Origin of the sequence: Mycolicibacterium litorale, assembly GCF_010731695.1 — a bacterium.
Lineage (GTDB): Bacteria > Actinomycetota > Actinomycetes > Mycobacteriales > Mycobacteriaceae > Mycobacterium > Mycobacterium litorale.
This window is the reverse complement of record NZ_AP022586.1, coordinates 1,860,921-1,886,637: the sequence shown is the minus strand read 5'-3', so window position 1 is coordinate 1,886,637 and position 25,717 is coordinate 1,860,921. Positions and strand designations below refer to the sequence as shown.

Below are 25,717 nucleotides of genomic sequence, written 5' to 3'. Positions count from 1 at the left end.
TCAAACCCTTCGCGGCGGTGCGCGGTCGCCGTAGCGTCAGTGCACCGTGAGCAGTCCCACCGAACTGACGTCTCCGGCGGCCGCGGTCGCCTCGGCGCCGGCCACCCGGCGCGGGGACCGCAAGTGGACGCTGATCCGCTGGGCGTCCCCGCTGGTGCTGCTCGCGCTGTGGCAGGTGGGCAGCGCCCTCGGGCTCATCCCGCAGGACGTGCTGCCCGCGCCGTCGCTGATCGTCGAGGCCGGCATCGAACTCATCGCGAACGGCCAACTCGCCGACGCGCTTCGGGTGTCCGGCATCCGGGTCGTGGAGGGTCTGCTGCTGGGCAGCACGGTCGGACTCGTGCTCGGCACCGCGGTCGGGCTGTCGCGCTGGTTCGAGGCGACGATCGACCCCCCGATGCAGATGGTCCGCGCGCTGCCCCATCTGGGCCTGATTCCGCTGTTCATCGTGTGGTTCGGCATCGGCGAACTGCCGAAGGTGCTGCTGGTGGCGCTCGGCGTGAGCTTCCCGCTGTATCTCAACACCTTCTCGGCGATCCGCCAGGTCGACCCCAAACTGTTCGAAACCGCTCACGTGCTCGGCTTCTCGTTCTGGCAACGGTTCCGCACCATCATCGTGCCCAGCGCCGCACCGCAGGTGCTCGTCGGGTTCCGCCAGTCACTCGCGATCGCGTGGCTGACCCTGATCGTGGCCGAACAGATCAACGCCGACAAGGGAATCGGCTTCCTCATCAACAACGCCCGCGACTTCCTGAGGATCGACATCATCATCTTCGGTCTGGTCGTGTACGCCCTGCTCGGCATCGCGACCGACGCAGGAGTCCGCGCACTCGAACGCCGAGCACTGAGGTACCGCACATGACACTGACCACACCACCCGTGCAGCGCGCCACCCAGAGCGCCGCCCACCTGCGCCACGTCGACAAGTGGTACGGCGCGCACCACGTGCTGGACGACGTCTCGCTCGACGTCGCCCGCGGTGAGATCGTGGCGCTCATCGGACGCAGCGGCTCGGGCAAGTCGACGGTGCTGCGGGTGCTGGCCGGCCTGTCCGACGATCACACCGGTGAGCGGTTCGTCGCAGGTGCGCCCGCCCTGGCGTTCCAGGAGCCCCGGCTGTTCCCCTGGCGGGACGTGCGCACCAACGTGGTCTACGGATTGACCCGCACCCGGCTGCCGAAGGCGGAGGCACAGCGGCGGGCCGAGCGCGCGCTCGCCGACGTCGGCCTCGCCGACCGCGCCGACGCCTGGCCGCTGACCCTGTCCGGCGGTCAGGCACAACGTGTTTCGCTGGCGCGGGCGCTGGTGGCCGAACCGCAACTGCTGCTGCTCGACGAACCCTTCGGCGCACTCGACGCGTTGACGCGGTTGAGCATGCGCGCCCTGCTGCTCGAGCTGTGGCGGACGCACATGTTCGGCGTGCTGCTCGTCACCCACGACGTGGACGAGGCGGTCGCCCTGGCCGACCGGGTCCTCGTGCTCGACGAAGGCAGGGTGGTGCATTCGCTGCAGATCGACGGACCGCGCCGCCCACCCGGCGAAGACTCCGCACACACCGAGCGCTACCGCGCCGAACTTCTCGACCGGCTCGGCGTCCACGCGTGACGTCTCGGCCGTCGCCTCGCCCACCACGAAAGGAGGCTGCCATGCGCGCATTCCGACGGACCGCGATCAAGGGAATCGCCGCACTGACGGTGATCGGCGTCCTCGCCGGCTGCGTGTCACGGGAGCAGAGCAGCGGGGCACAGGAGGCGCCCGACACCGTACCGCTGTCGGAGCTGTCGGGGGTGACCCTGCACATCGGTGACCAGAAGGGCGGCACGCAGGCCCTGCTCAACGCCGCAGGAGCACTCGACGATCTGCCGTATGCCGTGGAGTTCTCGACGTTCACCTCCGGACCGCCGCAGATCGAGGCCGCCACCGCGGGCAAGATCGACTTCGCGATCACCGGCAACACCCCGCCGATCTTCGGCGCCGCGTCCAACGCGAAAGTGAAGGTCGTCTCCGCCTACGACGGTGGGGGTTTCGGCGATCAGGTGCTGGTGCACGCGGACTCGCCGATCCGGTCGGTGGCCGAATTGCGTGGTAAGAGCATCGCCGTCGCCAAGGGCAGTTCGGCGCACGGCCACATCCTCGTGCAGCTCTCCCGAGCCGGCCTCTCACCGTCCGACGTCACGCTGGTGTTCCTGCAGCCGGCCGATGCCTTGTCGGCGTTCACCCAGCGACGGGTCGACGTCTGGGCGGTCTGGGATCCGTACACGGCGCAGGCCGAGAAGGAGCTCTCGGTGCGCAGCATCGCCCGCGCCACCGGGGTGACCAACGGCGCCGGCTTCGGTGTCGCTTCCGATGCGGCACTGGCCGATCCGAAACGCAACACCGCGCTGGGTGACCTGCTCGTGCGGTACGCCGACGCGGTGCGGTGGGCGAACGACCACCGTGACGAATGGGCGCAGCGGTACGCCGCCGAAGTCGGGCTCGACCCCGCGGTGGCCGTACTCGCCCAGGGCCGCAGTCTGCGTCTGCCGACAGCGCTGTCCGACGAGCTGGTCGCCTCCGAGCAGGAGATGGCCGACCTGTTCGCCGAGTCGCAGCAGATCGCCGCGGCACCCGACTTCTCGAAGTGGGTCGACCGTCGCTACGCCGACGTGCTCGAGCCGCTGTACCTCGACCGCAATTAGGAGCGCGATGTCTGCATCCATCTCGCCGGGGGCTTCATCCATTTCGCCGGGGGCTTCATCCATTTCGCCGGGGGCGAAATTCTTCTGGTTCCTGCCTACCGCCGGCGACAGCCGCTCGATCGTCGGTTCGTCCCACGCGTCGTCACAGCAGACGACGCCGCCGCACTACCGGGCGCCCAGCCGTCGCTACCTCGCGGAGGTGGCGCGCGCGGTGGACCGGCTGGGCTACGAAGGGGTGCTGACGCCGACCGGAACCTGGTGCGAGGACGCGTGGCTCACCTCCGCGGCACTGCTCGCCGAGACCGAGCGGCTCAAATTCCTGGTCGCGTTCCGGCCCGGTCTGGTGCCGCCGACGCTGGCCGCCCAGCAGGCCGCGACGCTGCAGCGGTTCTCCGAGGGCCGAGTGCTGCTCAACATCGTCAGCGGCGGCGACGACGTGGAGCAGCGCCGGTTCGGGGACTGGCTGAGCCACGACGAACGCTACGCGCGCACCGCCGAATTCCTGCACATCGTCACGTCGCTGTGGCGTGAGGAGTCGTTGGACTTCACCGGTCAGCACTATCGCGTCGCCGATGCCAGGGTGTCGGCACCGCCGGACCCCTTGCCGCAGATCTACTTCGGCGGGTCGTCGGCCGCCGCGCTGCCGGTCGCCGCGCAGTACGTCGACGTCTACCTGACCTGGGGCGAGCCCCCACCGGATGCCGCGGCCAAGATCGAACGGGTCCGCGCGCTGGCCGCCGAACGGGGGCGCGCCGTCCGCTTCGGGATCCGTTTGCACACGATCAGCCGGGACACCTCCGCCGCGGCGTGGGCCGTCGCCGACGAGTTGGTCGCCGGGCTTTCGCCCGAGCAGATCGCCAAAGCCACTGCACTGCATGCGAAATCGGAATCGGAGGGACAGCGCCGTATGACGGCGCTGCACGGCGGCCGCACCGACCGGCTCGAGATCTACCCCAATCTGTGGGCCGGTGTGGGACTGGTCCGAGGTGGTGCCGGCACCGCGCTGGTGGGCAGCCACGAGGAGGTCGCCAACCTCATCTACGAGTACCACTCGCTCGGATTCGACGATTTCATCCTGTCCGGGTACCCGCATCTGGAAGAGGCGTACTGGTTCGCCGAGGGAGTGCTGCCGATCCTCGAGCGCAAAGGCGTGGCCTGAGGCGTCGTCGGCGTACGCTGCCGAAGGCATGGACGAATGGTTCGACCGTAGCCCGTTCGTGGGATTCGCGCCGTGGATCATCTACTGGGTGGTCGCCGACGGTCCGAGCACGTGGAAGTTCGGCGCACTGTGCGCGGTGTTGTCCGCGGTCATCCTCGGCATCGCGATGGGCCGAGGCGGTCCGCGTCTGCTGGACATCGTGACGATCGTGTTCTTCTTCGGCGTCACGGTCGTCGCGATGGCGGTCGGCGCCGCGGACCGTGACTGGATGGACACCTACGCCACCACGCTGTCCAGCGGTGTGCTGGCGGCGATGTCACTGGTGTCGCTGGCCTTCGTACCGTTCACCGAGCAGTACGCCAGGGAGGCGGTGCCGCGGCAGGATTGGGAGCAACCGGCGTTCCGGCGCACCAATCAGGTGCTGACGCTGATGTGGGCGCTGGTGTTCGCGCTGATCGCCGTACTCGGACTGGTCGCCGCGCAGATCCCGCACACCCAGGACTGGACCAACTACGTCGTCCCCGTCATCGTCGTCGTCGGCGCGATCGGGATGACACACAGCTATCCACGCCGCGCCAGGGAGCGGGCGCGGCCGGCCTCGTAGGCCCGGTCAGCAGCTGAAGCGCGCGCCGATGTCCGGCGGCGGCGACACCGGCCGCAGACAGCCGAACGGCTCGATGCCCGCATCGCTGAACCGGGCGGCCGCCTGGTGGGCGTAGTTGACGCAGAACAACCCGGCCGGGTCGGTGCGGCAGCGGTAGTCACCGAAGTTCAGCGCCCGGCCGTAGGGCAGTTCGACACCGAATCCGTCGGAGAAGGGGCCCGGATCGGCGTGCGCGGATCCGACGTCGAGCGTGGCGCCGGGGAAGTCGACCCAGCCGCCCTTCCACTCGCCGTACACCTCCGCCGGACGCGGTGGGGGATCCTTGAGGTCCACGAGGCAGGTCAACGCCCCCTCGGCGCGAGAGTTCGTGATGCACTTCGACGTACCCGTCGGGGTGGTGAACGCGACGCCCTCGCCGAGATCGGTGCTGGTGCCGTCGCGGTTCGCGGTGTGGAATCCGCCCGGTTCGGCAGGCGGGGCTGCTTCGATCCACCGGACCACCTCGCCGACCGGGGCACGGGGGGCCGGGGCGCTGGTCGGTGGGGGCGCGGTGGTCGTCGGCGGCGAGGCGCGGGTGGTGCCCGACGGCGTCGGGCGCGCCGGCTCGGTCAGCCGCGCCTGCCCGTCGACCGCTTGGGAGCACCCCGCGACCAGCACAGACGCCGCGATCATCACAGCAATCCGCATGGCCGCCAGGCTAGCGGGCCGACACGCAGACCCCGGTCAGGCGCGGCGGGCCGGCGGCGTTCGCTACCGTCAGAAGATGCACGAGCGTACCGTCCGCGCAACCATCAGCACCGGAATCATCGAGGGCTTCACCCGCGACCGGGTCCACCGGTGGCGCGCCATCCCCTACGCCCAGCCTCCGGTGGGGTCCCGCAGGTTGCGGGCGCCGCTGCCCGCGGAGCCCTGGCGCGGCGTCCGGTACTGCCACAGCGTGGGCAACTGCGCCCCGCAGGACCCCAGGTACACGCTGCTCGGGGTGAACAAGCGTCAGCCCATGAGCGAGGACTGCCTGACGCTCAACGTGGTCACGCCCGAGACCCCGCCCGACGGTCCGATGCCGGTGATGTTCTTCATCCACGGCGGGGGCTACGCGTTCGGCAGTTCGGCCACCCCCATCTACGACGGTGCGGCGATGGCCCGGCGCGGGTGTGTCTACATCTCGGTCAACTACCGCCTCGGCCCGCTGGGCTGTATGGACTTCTCGGCGCTGTCGACCCCGGAGCACCCGATCGACGGCAACCTGTTCCTGCGCGATCTGGTGATGGCGCTGCGGTGGGTGCGTGACAACGTCGCGGTGTTCGGTGGTGACCCGGACAACGTGACGATCTTCGGGGAGAGCGCCGGTGCGCACGCCGTCGCCACCCTTCTCGCGGTGCCCCAGGCCAAAGGCCTGTTCCGACAGGCTATTTCAGAGAGTCCGGCCAGTGGGATGGTGCGTTCACACGAAGCGGCCGCGGCGTTCGCCGAACGGTTCGTCGAACTGCTCGGTGCGCGCCCCGAAGACGGCGCCGCGGCGTTGATGACCGCGCGGCCCGCCGAACTCGGCAAGGCGCTCGAGGATCTGATCCGGCGCGGGATGACCGACATGCCGGGCGCGTTCCCGGTCGGGCCCGCGTACGGCACCGACTACCTCCCGGTGGAACCGGTCGCGGCCATGGCTGAGGGCAGCGCGCACCGGGTGCCGCTGATCGTGGGCAACAACGCCGAGGAGGGCCGCCTGTTCAGCCGGTTCCTGCCGCTGTTGCCGATGTCGGAGCCGATGATCGAGACCTTGCTGGCCGATTCGGATGCCGAACGCCGCGAGCGGATCACCGCCGCCTACCCGGGGTATCCGAAGTCGTCGGCGTGTATGGAATTGGGCGGCGACTTCGCCTTCGGCACCGCGACCTGGCAGATCTCCGAGGCGCACTCGCAGCACGCCCCGACGTACGTGTACCGCTACGACTACGCCCCGCGCACACTGCAGTGGTCGGGTCTGGGCGCCACCCACGCGACGGAGTTGCTCGCCGTCTTCGACACCTACCGCACACGATTCGGGTCGCTGCTGACCGCGGCGGCAGACCGCCGCTCCGCTCTGAAGGTGAGCAACGACGTCCAGCGCCGCTGGCGGGCGTTCAGCAGGACCGGCATCCCCGGTGGCGGCTGGCCGGCCTACCGTCCCGACGAGCGCGCGGTGCTCGTCTTCGACCGCCGGTCGCGCGTGGAATACGACCCGTATGCCGACCGCCGGCTGGCCTGGGAGGGGTTCACGCTCTCGGCGGGCTGATCGGCCGCCGTTGATTGACACCCGTCAACAGTGTGACCCAGCCCACTGCTAGGTTCATCGCGTGGCGCACACTGCAGACCTCGTCATCGAACGTCCCGCCGATCTGACCGCCGAGTGGCTGAGTTCCGTGCTGGCCGCGGGAACCGTCGTCGACTTCAGCTTCGAACGCATCGGCACCGGCCAGATGAGCGAGTGCTATCGCGTCGCGCTGACCTACGCCGCCGACGCCGCCATCGCCGACCCGTCGTCGGTGGTCCTGAAGGTCGCCGCGACCGACGCCAGCAGCAGACAGACCGGGCTGGCGCTCGGTCTGTACGAACGCGAGGTGCGGTTCTACACCGACATCGCCCCGGGCCTGTCCGGGCCGGTGGCGCCCTGCTACCACGCCGCCTACGACCCGGAGACCGGCGCGTTCGACCTGCTGCTCGGGGACGCCGCCCCCGCGGTGGTGGGTGACGAGATCCGCGGCGCGACGGTCGAGCAGGCCGCGCTGGCACTGGCCGAACTCGGCCGGGTGCACGGGCCGCTGCTCGGCGACGCCGTCCTCGCCGGCGCCGACTGGCTCAACCGGGAGTCACCGATGAACCAGGCGCTGCTGGCGCAGTTGTGGGCGGGGTTCTCCGACCGCTATGGGGACGCGATCGCCCCCGAGCACCGCGCAGTCTGCGAGCGGCTGGTCGGTGCCTTCGACGCGTACCTCGACGCGGAAGCGCACGCCGACCGCCCGCACGGGCTCGTCCACGGCGACTACCGGCTGGACAACATGCTGTTCGGTCAGGCCGGCGCCGACCGTCGCCTGACCGTCGTCGACTGGCAGACCGTCACCTGGGGACCCGCGTTCACCGACGTCGCCTACTTCCTGGGTTGCGCGCTGCCCGCCGGGGACCGACAGGCGCACTACGACGACCTTCTGCGCGCCTACCACGACGCATTGGGCCCGCAGGCCCCCGTCAGCCTCGACGCCGTGCGCGACGGGGTCCGCAGGCAGAGCTTCTTCGGCGTGATGATGGCGATCGTGTCCTCGATGCTGGTCGCGCGCACCGAGCGGGGCGACGAGATGTTCATGACGATGCTGCGCCGGCACTGCGCGCATGTCCTCGACACCGACGCCCTCTCCGCGCTGCCCGAGCCGTCGACGGACGAGCCGCCGCGGCCCGCCGCCGGCGACGAGGGCGCCCACCAGCCGGGCGACGAGGATTTGTGGAACGAAAGCTGGTATTTCGACTTCGCCGACAGCGGGCAGGGTCTCGGCGGCTGGGTCCGGCTGGGGCTGGTGCCGAACCAGGACACCGCATGGATCAACGCACTGGTGTGCGGGCCGGACATGCCCACCATCGCGCTGGTCGACTTCCATGCGACACCGCCGGAGGACTACACCGAAACCCATACCGAGAGCGCGCATCTCACGCTCGACTCGGTCGAGCCGCTGCGCACCTACCGGGTCACCGCCCGCGGTCGCGGCGAAGCCCACGACGATCCGGCCGCACTGCTGCGCGGCGAGGCGGGCCGGCCGGTCGACCTGACCCTGGACCTGACGTGGACGACGGTCGGCACGCCGTACCAGTACCGCATCACCTCTCGCTACGAGATCGCCTGCACGGTGTCGGGCACGGTGACCGCCGACGGCCGGGAGTACACCCTCGACGCGGTGGCAGGGCAGCGCGACCACTCGTGGGGCGTACGTGACTGGTGGGCGATGGACTGGGTGTGGAGCGCCCTGCACCTCGACGACGGCACCCATCTGCACGGGGTCGACCTGCGGATCCCGGAGATCGGCCAGGTCAGCGTCGGGTACATGCAGCCGTCCGGGGCCGCCCTGGCCGAGACCACAGGGGTGACCGCCGAGGCCACCTTCGCCGACAACGGCTTGCCGGTGACCACCTCGCTGACCTATCAGCCCGGCGACCTCGTGGTGGACGTGGACATCCTCGGCCACGCACCGGTCCGGCTCACCGCGGCCGACGGTCGGGTCAGTCACTTCCCCCGGGCGTGGGCGGCGGTGCGGACGCGCGACGGCCGCACCGGCATCGGCTGGCTGGAATGGAACCGCAACACCCCCTGACTCTCCTGACTCCCCGCGACCGTGCGCGTCTGCGGTGCGACACGCCGCTGACCGGCGGCGTTCTGCGCACACTCACGGCAGCATGAGCGTCATGATCGTGCTGAAATCCGCTGCCTTGTTCGTCCTCGCCGCACTGCTCGAGATCGGCGGCGCCTGGCTGGTGTGGCAAGGAGTGCGCGAACATCGCGGCTGGCTGTGGGCGGGCGCCGGCGTCCTGGCCCTCGGCGCCTACGGATTCGTCGCGGCTTTTCAGCCCGATGCACACTTCGGCCGCATCCTGGCCGCCTACGGCGGGGTGTTCGTCGCCGGATCGCTGCTCTGGGGGGTGGTGGTCGACGGATTCCGTCCGGACCGGTGGGACATCGCCGGCGCAGTGGTCTGCCTCGCCGGCGTGGGCCTCATCATGTACGCCCCCCGCTGAGGCAGTCACGACGAAAATATGACGTCGCGGCCCGTCCCGGATGACCACCGGAACCGCCGGGTACCCGCGCTCCATGAGCGACAAGGAATTCAAGAAGGGCGACAAGGTCTCCTGGCAGAGCCACGGCAGCACCGCGGAAGGCGAGGTCGTCGAGAAGATCACCTCGGAGAAAGAGGCCGCGGGCCGAAAGGTCAAGGCCTCCAAGGACGAACCGCAGTACCGTGTGCGCAGCGAGAAGAGCGGCAACGACGCGGTGCACAAACCCGGTGCGCTGAAGAAGAAGTGACCGGCGATGTCCACCGACGACCACGAGGAGACGTGGTCGCAGTTCCGTGATGCGGTCAACATGACCGCCGGTGAGCTCGACACGTGGCTGTCGACCGACGAATCGACGTCGGTGGGGCAGAAGTCCGGTGGCGGGGAAGCGACCGGGCACGCCAGCGGACGCCGCATCGTCACCATCCTGCAGACCAAGAAGACCGATCTGGACGACGACGACTACGCGCACATGCGCAAGGTGGTCGGCTACGTCAAACGCCATCTCGCGCAACGGCCGTCGGGCGACGTCGAGGGCACACCATGGCGGTACTCATTGATGAACTGGGGGCACGACCCCGAGAAGAGCTGACTGCGCTCAGCGCAGATGCGCACCGGCGTCGTCGAGGTCGTCGCGCGACAGGCCCATCGGCGTCGCATCGGGCACGATTCCGCCCTGGACCACCGCACGGGTGATCGGCGTCAGGGTCTGGAACAGGGTCTCCACCTCGTCGTCGCTCAGCGGGTCCAGTGCGCTCAGCGCCAACCTGTCGGTGGCGTCCTCGATGTCCTGTTTGAACCTGCGGCCCGCCTCGGTGAGGTCGCCCGCCCGGTCGAGCAGACCGCGGTCCGCGAGGCGTTCGGTGTGGTGCTGCCACTGCGCGTCGTCGTAGTCGCGGCTGCGCATGATCATCTCCCGGGGCACCCGCCCGGCCGCGGCGTGCAGGACGTTGCATTCGCGTCCGCTGACCCCCGCGGCCGCGAGCAGCGCGACGTGCCCGTCGCCCCGGTGCTCGCGCAGCAGGGTGGTCGCATGCCACAGAATGGCCACCGGATCCTGCGGCCAGTCCAGCGCCCGGTTCGCCGCGTAGAGCGGTCTGCCGTCCACCGGCAGGACGCGGGCGGCTTTCGCCAACAACGCGGCGGCGGTGCGGACATCGTCGGTGTCGCGGACACCGCAGCCGGCCAGGGCCGCCGCGGCCGACTCTTCGCGGGCCTGCAGCGCGGCAGCCGGAGGCGCCACGTCCCACGCCGCGGGCAGCGCCTTGGCCACCCGCTCGGGCGCGAAGTTGTAGAAGATCGCGGTGACCACGTCGGCGGGCACCCGGCCCAGCGGCGCCGAACGGGCGGCGAAATAGCCCATCCAGAATCCGCGGTAGCCCAGCCCGTCGAACGCCGACCGCGCCTGCGGCGCGAAGTACGTGACGGCATGGACGGGTTCGATGCGGTCGAACAAGCGGCGGGCCAACTCCGGACGTCTGCTCACCCTTCTGAGTCAACCACCGCCGCGTCGTCGCGCGGTGTGGCATCGGCCACAACGGGGTATCTGGTTCGGATGGGATCACCGATCGTGGTCATGGGCGTCTCAGGGTCGGGTAAGTCCACGGTGGGCGCCGCGCTGTCCCAGCGGCTTCGGGTGCCGTTCGCCGATGCCGACGACTTCCACCCGCCGGCCAACATCGCCAAGATGACCGCGGGACAACCTCTCGACGACGACGACCGCCACCCGTGGCTGGAAGCGATCGGGGAGTGGCTGGCCGCCCACCCGGACGGCGGCGTCATGAGCTGTTCGGCGCTCAAACACCGCTACCGGGACCAACTGCGCAGACACTGTCCCGACGTGGAGTTCCTCCACCTGGCCGGCGCCGCCGAGGTCATCGGGCGCCGCCAAGCCAGCCGTCCCGGTCATTTCATGCCGGCTTCCCTGCTGGCCTCGCAGTTCGCCACGCTCGAGCCGCTGACCGACGACGAACGCGGCGTCACCATCGACGTCGCCCGGGACATCGACTCGATCATCGAGACCTACCTGGAGCTCACGGCTTCCCCCACCACCGAACAGGAGCACCGATGACCGCGGCACTGACCCTTCTGGCGGCCGACACCGAGCTACCCGAACCCGTGGCCGGCGGCCCGCAGCTGGTGTTGGCAGCCCTGGCCGGCATCGCGGTGATCGTCGTGCTCATCACCGTCGCGAAGCTGAATCCGTTCCTGGCCCTCATCTTCGGTGCCCTCACCGTCGGGCTGGCGGCCGGTGTGAACATCGGCGACGGCCTCGATTCGTTCGCCGACGGATTCGGCAGCACGGCCGCCGGTGTCGGCATCCTGATCGCGCTCGGTGCGATGTTCGCCAAGCTGCTCGCCGATTCCGGCGGAGCCGACGAGATCGTCGACACCATCGTCGGGCACGCGTCGCCGCGGTCGCTGCCGTGGGCAATGGCGTTGGTGGGCGCGGTGATCGGGCTGCCGATGTTCTTCGAAATCGGGCTGGTCCTGCTGATGCCGGTGATCTACCTGGTCGCGCGCCGGTCCGGGCTGTCGCTGATCACCATCGGCATCCCCGCGCTGGCGGGCCTGTCCGCGATGCACGGGCTGGTCCCGCCGCACCCGGGCCCGCTGACCGCGATCGACCTGCTCGGTGCCGACCTGGGCATCACGCTCGCGCTCGGCGTCGCGGTCGCCATTCCCACCACGATCATCGCCGGGCCGCTGTTCGGAAAGCTCGCCGGCCGCTGGGTGGTCCTCGGCGTCCCCGACCGCTTCGACGCCGACGACTTCGGCTCGGACCTGAAGGGGTCACCGACGACGGCTTCCGGCACAACGGGTTCGGGGCCGACGGCTTCGGGCCCGGGCACTTCGACACCGGACCGCGAATCGGGCTCCGGTGGGGGAACCGCCGCGGTCACCGCGACGGGCACCCTGACCGAGCGGCGCAGGCCCTCGTTCGGCATCACCTTGTTCAGCGTCCTGCTGCCGGTCGCCCTGATGATGGGCAAGGCGTTGGTCGACATCTTCATCGACGACGAGAGCAACCCGCTGCGGCAGACGTTCGACGTGCTGGGCCGCCCGCTGATGGCGCTGCTGATCGCGGTCATCGTCGGCATCTTCACCCTCGGCCGTGGGGCGGGGATGGCCCGCGATCAGATCATGAAGTGCATCGAATCGTCACTGCCGCCGGTCGCCGGGATCATCCTCATCGTGGCGGCGGGCGGTGGTTTCAAACAGGTGCTCGTCGACACCGGCATCGGGACGAAACTCGCCGAATGGGCCACCGCGGCAAACGTTTCGGTGATCCTGCTGGCGTGGGTGCTGGCGGTGCTGATCCGGCTCGCCACCGGTTCGGCGACGGTCGCCACGATCACCGCGTCGTCGCTCATGCTCGGCCTCATCGAAGGGATGAGCACCGGCGAGGTGTCGCTGATCGTGTTGGCCGTCGGCGCCGGCTCGCTGTTCTTCAGCCACGTCAACGACGCCGGCTTCTGGCTGGTCAAGGAGTTCTTCGGGATGTCGGTGGGCCAGACCATCAAGACGTGGTCGCTCATGGAGACGGCGCTGTCGGTCACCGGTCTGGTGTTCGTGCTGCTGCTCGGGATCTTCATATGACACCGCCCCGCACGATGCGGGACTGACCCGAATCGAGAAGTCCCCCGGCTTGGGGCCGGGGGACTTCCGTTCTGGCTCAGACGATGTCAGCCCTTGACCACCTGGGTGCCACCTGCCATCTCGTCGTGCTTGCCCTGCTTGGTCGGGCTGCCGTTGATCGTCACCGCGATGACGACGATCGCGATGACCCCGAGCAGACCGCCGATGAACGGGATGATCGGGAGCAGCGTGAACAGGTTGCGGATCGCCGACTGCGACGCCGACGGCTTCGGGGCGCCGCCAGGTCCGCGCACGCTCATCCCCAACAGCTTCTTGCCGGGGGTCCAGCCCTGCGTCACCTCGAACAGGACGTAGTACAGGAACGACAGCACACCGGTGAACAGGCCGGTGATCCAGACGTTGGACATCGAATCGGTCAGCGCGACGAGCAGGCCACCGACGATGCCGACGATGATGCCGTCGATCAACCGCGCGAGGAACCGCATCCCGAGGCTTCCGGGAACGGCGCCGCCCGGTCCGGGCGGATAGCCGCCGGGTCCGTATTGCGGCTGACCGTACGGGGGTTGGCCGTACTGCGGCTGGCCGTATTGCGGTTGCCCGTACTGGGGTTGCCCGTACTGGGGCTCGCCGTATGGGGGTTGGCCCGGCTGAGGGGGATAGTCACCGGTTGTCATCGGACACACTCCTGACCGCGTTGTGGGGTGGGCTCGAATCTACCGCCGAAACATGACGAACCGGGCGCTTCGACGCGCCCGGTTCGACAAGATCAGGTTTCGGTTCGGATCACTTCATCCGGCGCTTGGCTTCCTTCTTGGCCTGTTTCCTGGTCTGCTTGACCTGGCTGCGGGTCGTCTCCGCGAGATCGTTGGCGCGCTCACGGGCGAGCAGGGCCAGCTCGGCGCTGCGTCCCTTGGCGACTTCGGCCAGTTCGGGCGCGCGGTCCCGTGCCACCTCGGCCCACTCGGTTCCGCGCTCGCGGGCGACTTCGGCCAGCACCGCGCCGCGCTTGCTCGCCACATCGGCCAGTTCGGCGCTGCGCTTGCTGGCGACCTCCGCCAGTTCTGCGCTGCGCTTGCTGGCGACCTCGGCGAACTCGGCACCCCGCTTGGAGGCGACCTCGGCGAGTTCCGCACCCCGCTCACGGGCCACCTCGGCCAACTCCGCACCGCGTTCCAGGGCGACGCTGGCCAGTTCACGCCCGCGCTCCGCGCCGACGTGCAGACCGTGGCCCAGCTTCTCGGCGAGTTCGCTGTCGGTCAGAGAGCCGCCGGCGGCCGCGCCGACCGGCAGCGCCGCGGTGACCTTGCGGGCCGCGTGGCGCCCGCGCCACCCGAGGGACGGTTTGCCCTCGGTGTCGACGGCGGCAATGATCAGCCCGCCGATCAGGCTCACGTCGGTGAGGAAGGCGCGACGCTCGTCGGCCTTGCGGGTCGGGTCGGTCTCGTTCCAGAACATGTGCCCGCCGAGGCTGCCCGGCACCACACTGAACGCCAGCGCTGCGGAGGCCAGACGCGGCAACTTGCCGGAGGCCAGCAGCAGCCCGCCACCGATCTGCACGCCCGCGGTGACGCGGGCGACCGTCTCGGCGTTGGTGGGCACGTTGGTCCCCACCGGATCGGGCAGCTTGCTCAAACCTTCGAGCGTCGGCTTGGCCGCATCGACAGCCGGTTTGGGGCTCCGCAGAGCCTCCACTCCACGCCCGATGAACACAGCAGACAACATGGGTCGCGCGATACGTCGGATAAGCATGTTGCGCTGTGTTCCCCGGGCGACCAGCTCACAAACGCGTCAGTGCGGGGTCTTGCGCCGGCGCCGGCGCAACGGATGCCAGAACCACGACGCGGTGAGCGACAGCAGCGTCACGATCCCGGCGGCCCATGCGCCGGTCGCGCCGAGGACGGCGTCGAAGATGATGGCGGCCACCCCGGTCAACGCCGTTCCCAGCAGCAGAAGCCCCGCGATCGCGAACCGGTGGGAGGAGGCCACCAGCGCGTCGAGGCGGTGCTGCCGAAAGAGCATCCGGTGCATGCTGACTGGAGCCACAAGCAGCACGGTGGAGCCGATCGAGGATGCGACGGTCATCAGGTACACCAGCCGCGCGCCGTCGTCGAGTTCGGTGAAGCGCTCCTGGAACGGCAGGATCAGCAGGAATCCGGTCAGTACCTGCACGCCCGTCTGCGCGACGCGCAGTTCCTGCAGCAGGCTCGACCAGTTGCGGTCCAGTCGCTCGGTCTCCGTCTCGTTGCGTTCAGGATCCCACCGCTGCCGGTCCCGGTGCTCCGTGCTCTCGCCGGCCATCGGCCGATTGTGGCAGGCCCTCGGCCGCGCGACCGGCGTTCTGTCCGGTTCGCCGCCGCGCTGACTAGGGTGGTGTGGTTCAGCCGCTGATCCCGAGGAGGTCGCCGTGGCACTGGTCGCCGGAATCGATTCGTCGACTCAGTCGTGCAAGGTCCTGGTGTGCGACGCCGACACCGGTGAGACCGTTCGCTCGGCGACGTCACCGCACCCGGGCGGTACCGAGGTCGATCCGCAGGCGTGGTGGGCGGCGCTGCAGGCCGCCGTCACCGCGGCGGGCGGTCTCGACGACGTCGAGGCGGTGTCGATCGGCGCGCAGCAGCACGGCATGGTGTGCCTGGACCACGACGGCGCCGTCGTGCGAGATGCGTTGCTGTGGAACGACACTCGCTCCGCGTCTGCGGCAGCGGATCTGGTCGCCGAACTCGGCGGCCCGGGTGCGTGGGCAGAGCGCATCGGCGTGGTGCCGGTCGCCGCCATCACCGCCACCAAACTGCGCTGGCTGGCCGACTCCGAACCCGCCAACGCCGACGCGACCGCGGCGGTGTGCCTGCCACACGACTGGCTGACATGGCGTTTGTCGGGTTCCACCGATATCGGCGACGTGCGCACCGACCGCAGCGACGCCAGCGGGACCGGCTACTTCTCGGCCAAGAGCGGCGAGTACCAGCAGGATCTGCTGGAACTGGCGATGCGTGGTCGCCGCCCCGTCCTCCCGCAGGTCCTCGGCCCGCGCGATGTCGCAGGGCAGACCGCATCGGGTGCGCCCCTCGGGCCGGGCGCCGGGGACAACGCCGCCGCCGCGCTGGGTCTCGGCGCGCGTGCCGGAGACTGCGTGATGTCGCTGGGCACCTCCGGGGTGGTCAGCGCCGTGGCGACCACCGCGCCGCATGACCCCGAAGGCCTCGTCGCCGGCTTCGCCGACGCGACCGGGCGCCAGCTTCCGCTGGTGTGCACGCTCAACGGAGCGCCGGTGCTCGCGGCCACGGCCGGGATGCTGCGCGTCGAATTCGACGAACTCGACCGCCTCGCGCTGACGGCGCCCGCAGGCGCCGAGGGCCTCACGCTGGTTCCGTACTTCGACGGCGAGCGTTCCCCGAACCTGCCCGACGCCACCGGCGCCCTGCACGGGGTCACCACACGCAACTTCACCCAGGCCAACGTGGCGCGCGCGGCCGTCGAGGGACTGCTCGCGTCGATGGCCTACTGCATCGACAAGATCTCCGCCCAGGGTGTCGAGGTCCTGCGGATCATCCTGGTCGGCGGCGGGGCGCGCTCGGAGGCCGTCCGCCGCATCGCCCCGGCTGTCCTGGGCAGGCCCGTGCATGTGCCGACCCCGGCGGAGTACGTGGCGCTCGGTGCGGCCCGTCAGGCCGCGTGGGCGCTCTCGGGCCGAGATGCGCCGCCGGACTGGAGCTTCGGTGTGACCGCGACCTACGAGGCGGAGCCGACCCCGCACGTCAACGAGCAGTACGACGCCGCACGGGTGCTGACACTGGGACAGTGAGCTCCGGCACCGCGTGACACGATGGGCGGCGAATACCGCGCCACGAATGGAGACCGCGATGGAGCCCACCTTCTCGCTCGAACTTCCCGAAGACGTCGTCTCGGTGCGCGACTGGGTGCACGAATTCGCCCGCGACGTGGTCCGGCCCGCCGCCGCGGAGTGGGACGAGCGCGAGGAAACCCCCTGGCCCATCATCGAAGAGGCGGCCAAGGTCGGGCTGTACACCCCCGACCTGTTCGCCCAGATGGCGGGGGAGACCAGCGGTATCGGGCTGATCACCGTGTTCGAGGAGCTCTTCTGGGGCGATGCGGGCATCGCGCTGTCCATCCTGGCGACCGGGCTGGCTGCCGCGGCACTGGCGTCGAACGGCACGCCGCAGCAGATCGGCGACTGGCTGCCCGCCATGTTCGGTACACCCGGTGACACGAAGGTGGCCGCGTTCTGTTCCTCCGAACCGGGCGCCGGTTCGGACGTCGGTGCGGTGCGCACCCGCGCGGTCTACGACGAGGCTGCCGACGAGTGGGTGCTCAACGGCACGAAGACGTGGGCCACCAACGGCGGCATCGCGAACGTCCACGTCGTGGTGGCCTCGGTGTATCCCGACCTCGGGACGCGTGGGCAGGCGACCTTCATCGTGCCGCCCGGAACGCGGGGGCTGTCACAGGGCCAGAAGTTCAAGAAGCACGGAATCCGCGCCTCACACACCGCGGAGGTGGTGCTCGACAACGTCCGCCTCCCCGGCGAGCTCATCCTCGGCGGGCGCGAGAAGTTCGAGAAGCGCATCGCGCGGGCCAAGGAAGGGCAGCGGACGGCGAGCCAGGCTGCGATGGCGACGTTCGAGCGGACCCGTCCGTTCGTGGGAGCGATGGCGCTGGGCGTGGCCCGCGCCGCCTACGAGTACGCGCTCGACTATGCCTGCCAGCGCGAACAGTTCGGCCGCAAGATCGGTGAGTTCCAGGCCGTCGCGTTCAAGCTCGCCGATATGAAGGCCCGAATCGACGCCACCCGGATGCTGGTGTGGCGGGCCGGGTGGATGCACCGCAACAACAAGGCGTTCACCTCGGCGGAGGGCTCGATGGCCAAGCTGTACGCCAGCGAGACCGCCGTGTACGTCACCGACGAGGCGATCCAGATTCTGGGCGGTAACGGCTACACCCGCGACTATCCCGTCGAGCGGATGCACCGCGACGCGAAGATCTTCACGATCTTCGAGGGCACCAGCGAGATCCAGCGCCTGGTGATCGGCCGCGCGGTGACGGGGCTCCCGATCCGCTGATCCGGTCCTGCGGCGAGAGTGCGCGCTTGCGCGCGACACGCCGTGTGACGCAAGCGGTTTGCGCACGCTCGCGGGGCGTCGCCTATCGGCGGTGCTCAGGAGTAGGCGGGATACGGGTTGTCGCGCAGCACCCGCGCGAGGTGCATCGCGTTACGCGCAGCGGTCTCGGTGGTGCTGGCGACGGCCCCCGGCGTCTCGTCGAGATCCTTGAAGTCCCGCCCGCCCATCGCCTCGTCGTTCCAGTAGGTGCAGCCCTGCGCGGGGATGGTGAAGCCGATGTCGTTGAGCGCCTGGAACAGATCGGCGACGATCTTATGGGCGCCGTCCTCGTTCCCGACGACCGCGGCCAGCGCCACTTTGCCGACCTGGCGGGGCCGGCCCGCGTCGTCGGTCTCGGACAGTTCGGCGTCGAGGCGTTCGAGCACCCGCTGAGCGACGCTCGACATGTGCCCCACCCAGGTCGGGGTGGAGACGACGACGATGTCAGCCGCGACGATCTTCTCGAGCAGGGCCGGCCACTCGTCGCCGGGCCCCATATCGGCTTCGACGCCGGGATGCAGTGCATGGTCGACGCAGCGCACGATCTCGCACTCGACGCCCGCCTTGCGCATCGGTTCGAACAACTGCTCGGCGATGACGATGCTGCTCGACGGTGCCGGGCTCGGTTTGAGGGTGCACACCAGACCGACGGCGCGCAGGGTCCGGTTCTGATCGGAGGTGGTCATAGCGGGGCGTCTACCCGCCGTCGGCGGGTGGAAATCAGCCCACGGCGGCCGTCACGGGTTGGTCACCCCGGCTGTGCGACGATGCCGGGATGAGCGAGCTACTCGTCCACTTCGAACCCACCGACGACGGTGCGTTCGTTCCGACCCGCTTCGCGCAGAGCCACTGGGGCGACGACCACCTCAACGGCCCCGCGGTGGTGGGCCTTGCGGCGCAGGTGCTGGAGCTGGAGTACGGCCTGGACGACTTCCTGCCGACGCGTCTCACCGTGGACCTGTTCAAGGCGGCCCGAGGCGTCCCGACGACGGCGAAGACGAATCTGGTGCGCGACGGCAGGCGGGTGCGCAACTCCGAGTGCGAGCTGGTGCAGGACGGGGTCACGGTCGCGCGCGCGACGCTCGTGCAGTACCGGCGGGCCGAAGCGCCGCGCGGTGCCGAATGGGTGCCGCCGGGCGACTTCGACGTGCCCGCCGATGTCGATCCGTCGCGGGCGATCCACCTGGGCAGTGACGGGCAGGGCTGGACGCACGCGATCGTCGACCACCAGAACACCGCCCGCAAGCGCAGCTGGAGCCGCTCGATACAGGTGGTCGCCGGTACCGAGAACTCCCCGTTCGTCCGTGCGGTGGTGGCGGCCGAGGGCACCAGCCTGGTCACCAACCTCGGCACGGCGGGGGTCGGCTACATCAACGGTGATCTCACGGTCGCGCTCTCGCGGCTGCCGGTCGACGAATGGGTCGGGGTGCAGGCGGATTCGCACTGGGTGTCCGACGGCATCTCCGTGGGCACCGCGACGCTGTATGACCGGCGGGGCGCGTTCGGTTCGGGCATGGTGACCGCGGTCAGCAACCCCGCCGCGCAGATCGATTTCGGCAACGACCCGTTTCCCTCCAGGACGCACTGACGCCCACCGCTGACGACGTAGGGTTTGGCACGTGGATCTGCTGCTCGGTATCGACATCGGGACGGGGAGCACCAAAGGCGTACTCGTCGACGCGCACGGCGCGGTGATCGCGTCGGAGACCATCGCCCACTCGATGAGTCTGCCGCGTCCCGGCTGGGCGGAGGCGGACGCCGAAGCGCTGTGGTGGCGCGAGGTCTGCCAGATCAGCCGCGCGCTGATGGCCCAGGTGCCCGGCGGCGGTGTGGTGGCCGGCATGTGCGTGAGCGGAGTGGGCCCGTGCCTGGTGCTCTGCGACGATCAGCTTCGTCCGCTGCGGCCGGCGATCCTCTACGGCATCGACACCCGGGCCACCGCCGAAATCGCTTCGCTCACAGCGGAATTCGGGGAGTCAGAGATATTGGAGCGGGCGGGCACGCTGCTGTCCAGTCAGGCGGTCGGACCCAAACTGGAATGGGTGCGGCGGCACGAACCCGACGTCTTCGACCGCGCGACGGGCTGGTACGGATCGAATTCGTTCATCGCCGCCAAGCTGACCGGTGAATACGTGATCGACCACCACACGGCCAGCCAGTGCGATCCGCTATACGCCACCCGCCGCTTCGACTGGAACCACGACTGGGCCGCCCGGATCTGCGGGCATCTGCCGCTGCCGCGGCTGGTGTGGCCGAGCGACGTGGTGGGCACCGTCACCTCCGAGGCGGCGGACCAGACCGGTGTGCCCGCGGGGACCCCGGTCTCGGCGGGCACCATCGACGCCTACTCCGAGGCGTTCTCGGTGGGGGTGCGCCAACCCGGCGACCAGATGCTGATGTACGGGTCGACGATGTTCCTCGTCCAGGTCATCGACGAGTACCACAGCGATCCGACGCTGTGGACCACCACCGGTGTCGAGCACGGCACCCTCGCGCTGGCGGCCGGGACGTCGACGGCGGGCAGCCTCATCGGCTGGCTTCAGGCGACCACCGGCGGCGCGTCGTTCGACGAGTTGACCGAAGAAGCGTCGGCCGTGCCACCGGGCAGCGAGGGCTTGCTGATGCTGCCGTACCTCGCCGGTGAGCGAACCCCGGTGTTCGACCCGCTGGCCCGCGGGGTGGTGGCCGGGCTGACGCTGCGCCACGGCCGCGGACACCTGTTTCGCGCCGCGTACGAGGGGATCTCGTTCGGTATCCGGCAGATCCTCGAACGATTCGACGACGCGCACAGCGCGATCAGGACGGTGGCCGTCGGCGGCGGTCTGCGCAGTCCGGTCTGGGCGCAGGCGCTCAGCGACATCACCGGCCGCCCGCAACTGGTGCCCGAGCAGGCGATCGGCGCCAGCTACGGCGACGCGCTGCTCGCCGCGATCGGGACCGGCCTGGTCGCACCCAGCACCGACTGGACTCGGATGTCTCGGGAGATCCAGCCCGACCCGCGGCGCCGCGCCCTTTACGACGACCTGTACGACACCTGGTGCGGGCTGTATCCGGCCACCCGCGAACAGGTGCACCGACTCTCGGCCCTCGACCCGGAGTGAGTCAGCCCTCGACGCTGTCCAGGATCGCCGCGGCGGTCGCCGGATCGGTGACCAGCTGGTTGAAGTAGCCGCCGCGGGCGCCTGCGATGATCGAGGACACCTTGTCCTGGCCCACCGCCACCGCGATCGTCACCGGAACATGGCGCAGCGCCTCGAGTTCGACGGCGATCAGGCGGTCGCTGCCCTCGAAATCGACCTCGTTGCCGTCGCGGTCGTAGAAGCGCGAGCACACGTCGCCGACCGCGGCACGCAACGAATTCGACCGCGTCGGTACGAATTGCGGGATGTCCGAACGCATCAGCGGTGGCGCCCCGACGCCCATCAGCGCGCAGCGGGCATGCGGCCACAGGTGCAGCACCCGCTGGATACTCGGGTCCTTGAGCAGGGACGGGTACAGGTCGGGTCCGGGCAGCGCGGGCGCGAACAGGTAGTTGGGCCTGCCGTTGACCCGGTTGGCGACCCGCCGGGTGATCTCGTTGGTCTGGTACCACTCCTCGGGCTGGTCGTTGCCGCCGACCGTCGGAGCCACCAGCACGCCGGGCAGCGGCACGAGGTCGTACTGGGCCACCTCGTAGACGGTGCGTCCCGACGACACCAGCAACACGTCGCCGGGTAGCAGGCCTGCGCCCGACAGCGCCTGTCCGACGGCGGGCGCCAGCGCGGCGCCCATCACGTCGACGATGCCGCGGCCGGGACCCGGCTGGGGCAGGGGGTGGCTGAGGAAGACCGTCGTCAACGACAACGCGCGGGCCACCCGGTCGCCGAGGTCGCCGGAGGTGAGCTCGGCAGGCTGGACGACTTCGATGCGCACGATGCCGCGGCGTTTGGCCTCGGCGAGGAGGCGGCTGACGGTCGCGCGGCTGGTGCCGAGTTGCGTCGCCACCTCGGCCTGCGTGGCGTCCTCGGTGTAGTACAGCTTCGCCGCGGCGTACAGCAGCGAAGCGGGGAAATGGCCGGCGTCGGCGTCGGACGGTGAACCGTCGACGCCGGGCGGGCTCGAGGACTGTGCGGACCGGGGCACGAGATGAAGTATGACATTGAACACGCAGAGCTGAACAGATTCTCGCTGAACAGATGTTCTGGACAGATGTGCACCCCGTTGGTTAGTGTGAGCGCAGCCACACAGGAGGAGCCCTCGAATGCCCGATCAGATCCCGGAAAAGATGCAAGCAGTGGTCTGCCACGGACCGCACGACTACCGACTCGAGGAGATCGCCGTCCCGCAGCGCGGACCGGGCGAAGCGCTGATCCGGGTGGAAGCGGTCGGGATCTGCGCCAGCGACCTGAAGTGCTACCACGGTGCGGCGAAGTTCTGGGGTGACGAGAACCGGCCGGCATGGGCCGAGACCATGGTGATCCCCGGTCACGAATTCGTCGGCACCGTCGTCGAACTCGACGACGACGCCGCGCAGCGGTGGGGGATCGCGGTCGGCGACCGCGTGGTCTCCGAGCAGATCGTCCCGTGCTGGGAGTGCCGTTTCTGCAAGCGCGGCCAGTACCACATGTGCCAGCCCCACGACCTCTACGGCTTCAAGCGCCGCACACCCGGGGCCATGGCCAGCTACATGGTCTATCCGGCGGAAGCGCTGGTGCACAAGGTGTCCAAGGACATCAAGCCCCAGCACGCCGCGTTCGCCGAACCGCTGTCCTGCTCGCTACACGCCGTCGAGCGGGCCCAGATCACCTTCGAGGACACCGTCGTGGTGGCCGGTTGCGGGCCGATCGGACTCGGCATGATCGCCGGCGCAAGGGCCAAGAACCCGATGCGGGTCATCGCCCTGGACATGGCGCCCGAGAAGCTCAAGCTCGCCGAGAAGTGCGGCGCCGATCTTACGATCAACATCGCCGAACAGGACGCCGAGAAGATCGTCAAGGACCTCACCGACGGCTACGGCGCGGACGTCTACCTCGAAGGCACGGGCCACACGTCGGCGGTCCCGCAGGGCCTCAACCTGCTGCGCAAGCTCGGCCGCTACGTCGAGTACGGCGTCTTCGGCAGCGACGTGAAGGTCGACTGGAGCATCATCAGCGACGACAAGGAACTCGACGTCCTCGGCGCGCACCTCGGGCCGTACTGCTGGCCCGCGGCCATCAAGATGATCGAGTCCGGCGTCCTGCCGATGGACGAGATCTGCACACATCAGTTGCCGCTCACCGACTTCCAGAAGGGCCTCGACCTGGTGGCCAGCGGCAAAGAGTCGGTCAAGGTCTCGCTGATCCCCGCCTGAGAGCCGAAGGAACACACCACATGAGTCGAGATCGGTTCGCGCAGCAACGTCAGCTGTCGCGGCGGAACATGCTGGCCGCCATGGGCGTCGCGGGTGCGGCCGCCGCCGCACTTCCGGTGCTGTCGGCGTGCGGCGTCGGCGGCAAGGCCAGCGCGCCGAACGGGGCGTCGGAGGTCACCGGCGGATTCGACTGGCGCAAGGCCGCCGGGTCCACCATCAACATCCTGCAGACCCCCCACCCGTACCAGCAGTCGTATCAGCCGCTGCTCAAGGAGTTCACCGAGCTCACCGGGATCAACGTCAACGTCGACCTGGTGCCCGAGGCCGACTACTTCACCAAGCTCAACACCGAATTGGCCGGCGGCACAGGCAAACACGACGCCTTCATGCTCGGCGCCTACTTCATCTGGCAGTACGGTCCGCCCGGCTGGATCGAGGACCTCAACCCCTGGCTGCAGAACACCGCGGCCACGAACGCCGAGTACGACTTCGAGGACATCTTCGAGGGTCTCCGCACCTCCACCCGGTGGGACTTCTCGCTGGGGAATCCGTTGGGCACCGGCGGGCAGTGGGCGATTCCGTGGGGCTTCGAGAACAACGTCGTCGCCTACAACAAGGCGTACTTCGACCGGCGGGGCATCAGGAAGCTGCCCGACAACTTCGACGACTTCATCCAGCTGGCGGTCGACCTGACCGACCGTTCCGAGAACCGGTACGGCATCGCCACCCGCGGATCCAAGTCGTGGGCCACCATCCACCCCGGGTTCATGACGCAGTACGTCCGCGAGGGTGCCGTCGACTACACCTTCGACGGCCGTGAACTGGTCGCCGAGATGGCCGGCGACAAGGCGGTCGACTTCACCAAGAAGTGGATCCAGATGCAGCACGAGGCGGGGCCGACGTCGTGGACGACCTACGACTACCCCAACGCCACCGGCGATCTCGGCGACGGCAAGGCCATGATGGTCTACGACGCCGACAGCGCGACCTACCCCAAGAACAAGCCGGGCGCCAGCGCGCAGGCGGGCAATCTGGGCTGGTATCCGGGCCCGGCCGGCCCCGACGGCAACTACAGGACCAACCTGTGGACCTGGACGTGGGCGATGAACGCCAACTCGCGCAACAAGCTGCCCGCCTGGCTGTTCATCCAGTGGGCCACCGGTAAGGAGTCGATGAACAAGGCCGTCGAGGGCGGCATCTACGCCGATCCGGTGCGGCAGTCGGTGTTCGACACGACGTTCAAGCGCATCGCCGCCGACCAGTACGGGTACCTCGAGACCTTCGAGACCGTGATTCCCACCTCGAAGATCCAGTTCACCCCGCAGACGAAGTTCTTCGACACCACGAAGGACTGGGCCGTTGCGCTGCAGGACATCTACGGCGGGGACGACGCCGCCTCCCGGCTGCGCAGTCTGGCCAAGACCAACACCTCCAAGGTCAACCTCTAGGAGCCGTGTCCAATGAAAGAGCAGGGCCACCCATGACCACTCAGACCCCCAAGGCGCCGGAGGCTTCGCCCGAACAGTCAGCGCAGGCCCCGGGCCGCGCGCTGCCGGAGGTGCCGTCCTGGCGGCGCAAGCTGCGGCCCTACCTGCTGTCGATTCCCGCGCTCGTCATCGTGATCGGGATCCTGTACCCGTTCTTCGTCGGCGCCTACTACGCCTTCCTGAACTACGCCGCGGTCAACCCCAACCCGCGCTTCGTCTGGTTCGAGAACTTCGCATCCGTTCTCGGTGACCAGATCTTCTGGTCCAGCGTCAAGGTCACCGGCATCTTCGCCGTCGTGGCCACCGCGGTCGAGACCGTGCTGGGCGTCGGGCTGGCGCTGCTGCTCAACCGGTCCAGCATCATCGGCAAGATCTTCGAGAAAGTGCTGATCCTACCGCTGATGATCGCCCCGGTGATCGCGGGCGTGATCTGGAAGCTGATGTTCAACCCGCAGTTCGGCATCCTCAATCACGTTCTCGGCCTGGGCAACACGTTCGACTGGCTGTCCTCGGGCAACGCCCTGTGGTCGGTGATCCTGGTCGACCTGTGGATCTTCACCCCGTTCGTGGCGATCCTGGTGCTCGCGGGCATCCGGTCGCTGCCCAAGGAGCCGTTCGAAGCCTCCGACGTCGACGGCGCCAGCTGGTTCTACATGTTCCGCAAGTTGATGCTGCCGATGCTGTGGCCCTACATCCTGGTCGCCGTCATCTTCCGGTTCATGGACAACCTCAAGGTGTTCGACCACATCTACGTGCTGACCGCCGGCGGCCCCGGGGTGGCCACCCGCACCCTGCAGATCGGCGCGTTCGAGGACTCGATCATCAACCTCGACTACTCCCGTGGCAGCACCTACATGCTGCTGCTCTGGATCATCGTGTTCATCACCGCGCGCTACCTCGTCAGCGTGCTCGGCAAAGCGCAGCGCCGTGCTGCCGGAGCGGAGTCGTAACC

General features: G+C 69.3%; 26 protein-coding genes. 19 read left to right on the top strand and 7 right to left on the bottom strand.

All coding sequences use genetic code 11. The annotated features are described in order from the left end of the window. Positions 1 to 46 precede the first annotated feature (46 nt). From G6N30_RS08800 to G6N30_RS08780, 5 genes are read left to right on the top strand one after another with little or no spacing between them, the layout of a single operon-like run. A complete protein-coding gene (locus G6N30_RS08800) occupies positions 47 to 862 on the top strand; it encodes an ABC transporter permease (protein WP_179965568.1) in 816 nt (271 codons plus the stop codon). Continuing rightward, positions 859 to 1,605 carry an ABC transporter ATP-binding protein gene (locus G6N30_RS08795; RefSeq protein WP_134051928.1) on the top strand — a complete coding sequence of 249 codons (747 nt, stop codon included), beginning with the start codon at positions 859 to 861 and terminating at the stop codon, positions 1,603 to 1,605. The genes G6N30_RS08800 and G6N30_RS08795 overlap by 4 nt, the downstream gene beginning before the upstream one ends. 41 nt (positions 1,606 to 1,646) lie before the next feature. After that, entirely contained in the window at positions 1,647 to 2,678 is a 1,032-nt protein-coding gene (locus G6N30_RS08790; RefSeq protein WP_134051926.1) for an ABC transporter substrate-binding protein, read from the top strand. A 7-nt stretch (positions 2,679 to 2,685) separates the two neighbouring features. Beyond that, positions 2,686 to 3,837, top strand: a complete 1,152-nt coding sequence (locus G6N30_RS08785; RefSeq protein ID WP_134051924.1) for an LLM class flavin-dependent oxidoreductase — start codon at positions 2,686 to 2,688, stop codon at positions 3,835 to 3,837. A 28-nt stretch (positions 3,838 to 3,865) separates the two neighbouring features. Then, positions 3,866 to 4,441 carry a hypothetical protein gene (locus tag G6N30_RS08780; RefSeq protein WP_134051922.1) on the top strand — a complete coding sequence of 192 codons (576 nt, stop codon included), beginning with the start codon at positions 3,866 to 3,868 and terminating at the stop codon, positions 4,439 to 4,441. Between the two features lie 6 nt (positions 4,442 to 4,447). On the opposite strand, the gene G6N30_RS08775 is transcribed toward G6N30_RS08780, so the two are convergent. Continuing rightward, complete coding sequence (locus G6N30_RS08775) at positions 4,448 to 5,128, bottom strand: hypothetical protein (protein WP_179965567.1); 681 nt, start codon at positions 5,126 to 5,128, stop codon at positions 4,448 to 4,450. A gap of 76 nt (positions 5,129 to 5,204) precedes the next feature. On the opposite strand from G6N30_RS08775, the gene G6N30_RS08770 reads away from it, so the two are divergent. From G6N30_RS08770 to G6N30_RS08750, 5 genes are all read left to right on the top strand, one after another. Beyond that, complete coding sequence (locus tag G6N30_RS08770) at positions 5,205 to 6,713, top strand: carboxylesterase/lipase family protein (RefSeq protein WP_134051920.1); 1,509 nt, start codon at positions 5,205 to 5,207, stop codon at positions 6,711 to 6,713. A gap of 61 nt (positions 6,714 to 6,774) precedes the next feature. Next, on the top strand, positions 6,775 to 8,775 hold the full coding sequence (locus G6N30_RS08765; RefSeq protein WP_134051918.1) for a DUF7064 domain-containing protein: 2,001 nt from the start codon (positions 6,775 to 6,777) through the stop codon (positions 8,773 to 8,775). A gap of 94 nt (positions 8,776 to 8,869) precedes the next feature. Continuing rightward, the gene (locus tag G6N30_RS08760; RefSeq protein ID WP_134055082.1) at positions 8,870 to 9,196 is read left to right on the top strand and encodes a YnfA family protein; all 327 of its coding nucleotides are present in this window, start codon (positions 8,870 to 8,872) and stop codon (positions 9,194 to 9,196) included. A gap of 73 nt (positions 9,197 to 9,269) precedes the next feature. Next, on the top strand, positions 9,270 to 9,482 hold the full coding sequence (locus tag G6N30_RS08755) for a hypervirulence associated TUDOR domain-containing protein (protein WP_134051916.1): 213 nt from the start codon (positions 9,270 to 9,272) through the stop codon (positions 9,480 to 9,482). Positions 9,483 to 9,488: 6 nt separating this feature from the next. Then, positions 9,489 to 9,824, top strand: a complete 336-nt coding sequence (locus G6N30_RS08750) for a DUF3140 domain-containing protein (RefSeq protein ID WP_134051914.1) — start codon at positions 9,489 to 9,491, stop codon at positions 9,822 to 9,824. A gap of 6 nt (positions 9,825 to 9,830) precedes the next feature. Here the strand turns inward: G6N30_RS08750 and G6N30_RS08745 are convergent, their stop codons facing one another. Beyond that, positions 9,831 to 10,718, bottom strand: coding sequence for an SCO6745 family protein (locus G6N30_RS08745; protein ID WP_134051912.1), 888 nt, complete (start codon positions 10,716 to 10,718; stop codon positions 9,831 to 9,833). A gap of 69 nt (positions 10,719 to 10,787) precedes the next feature. On the opposite strand from G6N30_RS08745, the gene G6N30_RS08740 reads away from it, so the two are divergent. Next, a complete protein-coding gene (locus G6N30_RS08740; RefSeq protein WP_134051910.1) occupies positions 10,788 to 11,303 on the top strand; it encodes a gluconokinase in 516 nt (171 codons plus the stop codon). After that, a complete protein-coding gene (locus G6N30_RS08735; RefSeq protein ID WP_134051908.1) occupies positions 11,300 to 12,832 on the top strand; it encodes a GntP family permease in 1,533 nt (510 codons plus the stop codon). Before G6N30_RS08740 ends, G6N30_RS08735 begins: the two co-directional genes overlap by 4 nt. A gap of 86 nt (positions 12,833 to 12,918) precedes the next feature. On the opposite strand, the gene G6N30_RS08730 is transcribed toward G6N30_RS08735, so the two are convergent. From G6N30_RS08730 to G6N30_RS08720, 3 genes are all read right to left on the bottom strand, one after another. Next, the gene (locus G6N30_RS08730) at positions 12,919 to 13,506 is read right to left on the bottom strand and encodes an RDD family protein (RefSeq protein ID WP_134051906.1); all 588 of its coding nucleotides are present in this window, start codon (positions 13,504 to 13,506) and stop codon (positions 12,919 to 12,921) included. Between the two features lie 109 nt (positions 13,507 to 13,615). Beyond that, a complete protein-coding gene (locus G6N30_RS08725) occupies positions 13,616 to 14,581 on the bottom strand; it encodes a DoxX family membrane protein (protein ID WP_134051904.1) in 966 nt (321 codons plus the stop codon). Between the two features lie 39 nt (positions 14,582 to 14,620). Next, entirely contained in the window at positions 14,621 to 15,130 is a 510-nt protein-coding gene (locus G6N30_RS08720) for a DUF6328 family protein (protein ID WP_134051902.1), read from the bottom strand. A gap of 106 nt (positions 15,131 to 15,236) precedes the next feature. On the opposite strand from G6N30_RS08720, the gene xylB reads away from it, so the two are divergent. Together xylB and G6N30_RS08710 are read left to right on the top strand one after the other, a co-directional pair. After that, positions 15,237 to 16,634, top strand: a complete 1,398-nt coding sequence (xylB, locus tag G6N30_RS08715) for a xylulokinase (RefSeq protein ID WP_134051900.1) — start codon at positions 15,237 to 15,239, stop codon at positions 16,632 to 16,634. 58 nt (positions 16,635 to 16,692) lie between these two features. Beyond that, positions 16,693 to 17,910, top strand: a complete 1,218-nt coding sequence (locus G6N30_RS08710; protein WP_134051898.1) for an acyl-CoA dehydrogenase family protein — start codon at positions 16,693 to 16,695, stop codon at positions 17,908 to 17,910. Between the two features lie 95 nt (positions 17,911 to 18,005). Here the strand turns inward: G6N30_RS08710 and G6N30_RS08705 are convergent, their stop codons facing one another. Next, positions 18,006 to 18,635, bottom strand: a complete 630-nt coding sequence (locus tag G6N30_RS08705; RefSeq protein WP_134051896.1) for a flavodoxin family protein — start codon at positions 18,633 to 18,635, stop codon at positions 18,006 to 18,008. A gap of 89 nt (positions 18,636 to 18,724) precedes the next feature. On the opposite strand from G6N30_RS08705, the gene G6N30_RS08700 reads away from it, so the two are divergent. Then, positions 18,725 to 19,537, top strand: a complete 813-nt coding sequence (locus G6N30_RS08700; protein ID WP_134051894.1) for an acyl-CoA thioesterase domain-containing protein — start codon at positions 18,725 to 18,727, stop codon at positions 19,535 to 19,537. Positions 19,538 to 19,568: 31 nt separating this feature from the next. Next, positions 19,569 to 21,050 (top strand): FGGY-family carbohydrate kinase, encoded by a 1,482-nt coding sequence (locus G6N30_RS08695; RefSeq protein ID WP_134051892.1) that lies wholly within the window; start codon positions 19,569 to 19,571, stop codon positions 21,048 to 21,050. Between the two features lies 1 nt (position 21,051). Here G6N30_RS08695 and G6N30_RS08690 read toward each other — a convergent pair whose 3' ends face one another. Next, positions 21,052 to 22,071 carry a sugar-binding transcriptional regulator gene (locus G6N30_RS08690; RefSeq protein ID WP_134051890.1) on the bottom strand — a complete coding sequence of 340 codons (1,020 nt, stop codon included), beginning with the start codon at positions 22,069 to 22,071 and terminating at the stop codon, positions 21,052 to 21,054. A 118-nt stretch (positions 22,072 to 22,189) separates the two neighbouring features. Here G6N30_RS08690 and eltD point away from each other — a divergent pair, with 118 nt between their 5' ends. The 3 genes from eltD to G6N30_RS08675 are packed head-to-tail and all read left to right on the top strand — an operon-like array spanning position 22,190 to position 25,715. Next, the gene (eltD, locus tag G6N30_RS08685) at positions 22,190 to 23,278 is read left to right on the top strand and encodes an erythritol/L-threitol dehyrogenase (RefSeq protein ID WP_134051888.1); all 1,089 of its coding nucleotides are present in this window, start codon (positions 22,190 to 22,192) and stop codon (positions 23,276 to 23,278) included. Positions 23,279 to 23,298: 20 nt separating this feature from the next. Next, entirely contained in the window at positions 23,299 to 24,726 is a 1,428-nt protein-coding gene (locus G6N30_RS08680; RefSeq protein ID WP_134051886.1) for an ABC transporter substrate-binding protein, read from the top strand. 32 nt (positions 24,727 to 24,758) lie between these two features. After that, entirely contained in the window at positions 24,759 to 25,715 is a 957-nt protein-coding gene (locus G6N30_RS08675) for a carbohydrate ABC transporter permease (protein ID WP_134051884.1), read from the top strand. Positions 25,716 to 25,717: the final 2 nt, after the last annotated feature.

Bases quoted from the DNA above. Each gene is read 5' to 3' on its own strand.
- G6N30_RS08720 (WP_134051902.1), bottom strand. From the start codon at position 15,130: ATGGCCGGCGAGAGCACGGAGCACCGGGACCGGCAGCGGTGGGATCCT.
- G6N30_RS08755 (WP_134051916.1), top strand. From the start codon at position 9,270: ATGAGCGACAAGGAATTCAAGAAGGGCGACAAGGTCTCCTGGCAGAGC.
- G6N30_RS08780 (WP_134051922.1), top strand. From the start codon at position 3,866: ATGGACGAATGGTTCGACCGTAGCCCGTTCGTGGGATTCGCGCCGTGG.
- G6N30_RS08700 (WP_134051894.1), top strand. From the start codon at position 18,725: ATGAGCGAGCTACTCGTCCACTTCGAACCCACCGACGACGGTGCGTTC.
- G6N30_RS08730 (WP_134051906.1), bottom strand. From the start codon at position 13,506: ATGACAACCGGTGACTATCCCCCTCAGCCGGGCCAACCCCCATACGGC.
- G6N30_RS08750 (WP_134051914.1), top strand. From the start codon at position 9,489: ATGTCCACCGACGACCACGAGGAGACGTGGTCGCAGTTCCGTGATGCG.
- G6N30_RS08740 (WP_134051910.1), top strand. From the start codon at position 10,788: ATGGGATCACCGATCGTGGTCATGGGCGTCTCAGGGTCGGGTAAGTCC.
- G6N30_RS08785 (WP_134051924.1), top strand. From the start codon at position 2,686: ATGTCTGCATCCATCTCGCCGGGGGCTTCATCCATTTCGCCGGGGGCT.
- G6N30_RS08705 (WP_134051896.1), bottom strand. From the start codon at position 18,635: ATGACCACCTCCGATCAGAACCGGACCCTGCGCGCCGTCGGTCTGGTG.
- G6N30_RS08775 (WP_179965567.1), bottom strand. From the start codon at position 5,128: ATGCGGATTGCTGTGATGATCGCGGCGTCTGTGCTGGTCGCGGGGTGC.
- G6N30_RS08790 (WP_134051926.1), top strand. From the start codon at position 1,647: ATGCGCGCATTCCGACGGACCGCGATCAAGGGAATCGCCGCACTGACG.
- G6N30_RS08795 (WP_134051928.1), top strand. From the start codon at position 859: ATGACACTGACCACACCACCCGTGCAGCGCGCCACCCAGAGCGCCGCC.
- G6N30_RS08735 (WP_134051908.1), top strand. From the start codon at position 11,300: ATGACCGCGGCACTGACCCTTCTGGCGGCCGACACCGAGCTACCCGAA.
- eltD (WP_134051888.1), top strand. From the start codon at position 22,190: ATGCCCGATCAGATCCCGGAAAAGATGCAAGCAGTGGTCTGCCACGGA.
- G6N30_RS08675 (WP_134051884.1), top strand. From the start codon at position 24,759: ATGACCACTCAGACCCCCAAGGCGCCGGAGGCTTCGCCCGAACAGTCA.
- G6N30_RS08680 (WP_134051886.1), top strand. From the start codon at position 23,299: ATGAGTCGAGATCGGTTCGCGCAGCAACGTCAGCTGTCGCGGCGGAAC.
- G6N30_RS08710 (WP_134051898.1), top strand. From the start codon at position 16,693: ATGGAGCCCACCTTCTCGCTCGAACTTCCCGAAGACGTCGTCTCGGTG.
- G6N30_RS08770 (WP_134051920.1), top strand. From the start codon at position 5,205: ATGCACGAGCGTACCGTCCGCGCAACCATCAGCACCGGAATCATCGAG.
- G6N30_RS08725 (WP_134051904.1), bottom strand. From the start codon at position 14,581: ATGCTTATCCGACGTATCGCGCGACCCATGTTGTCTGCTGTGTTCATC.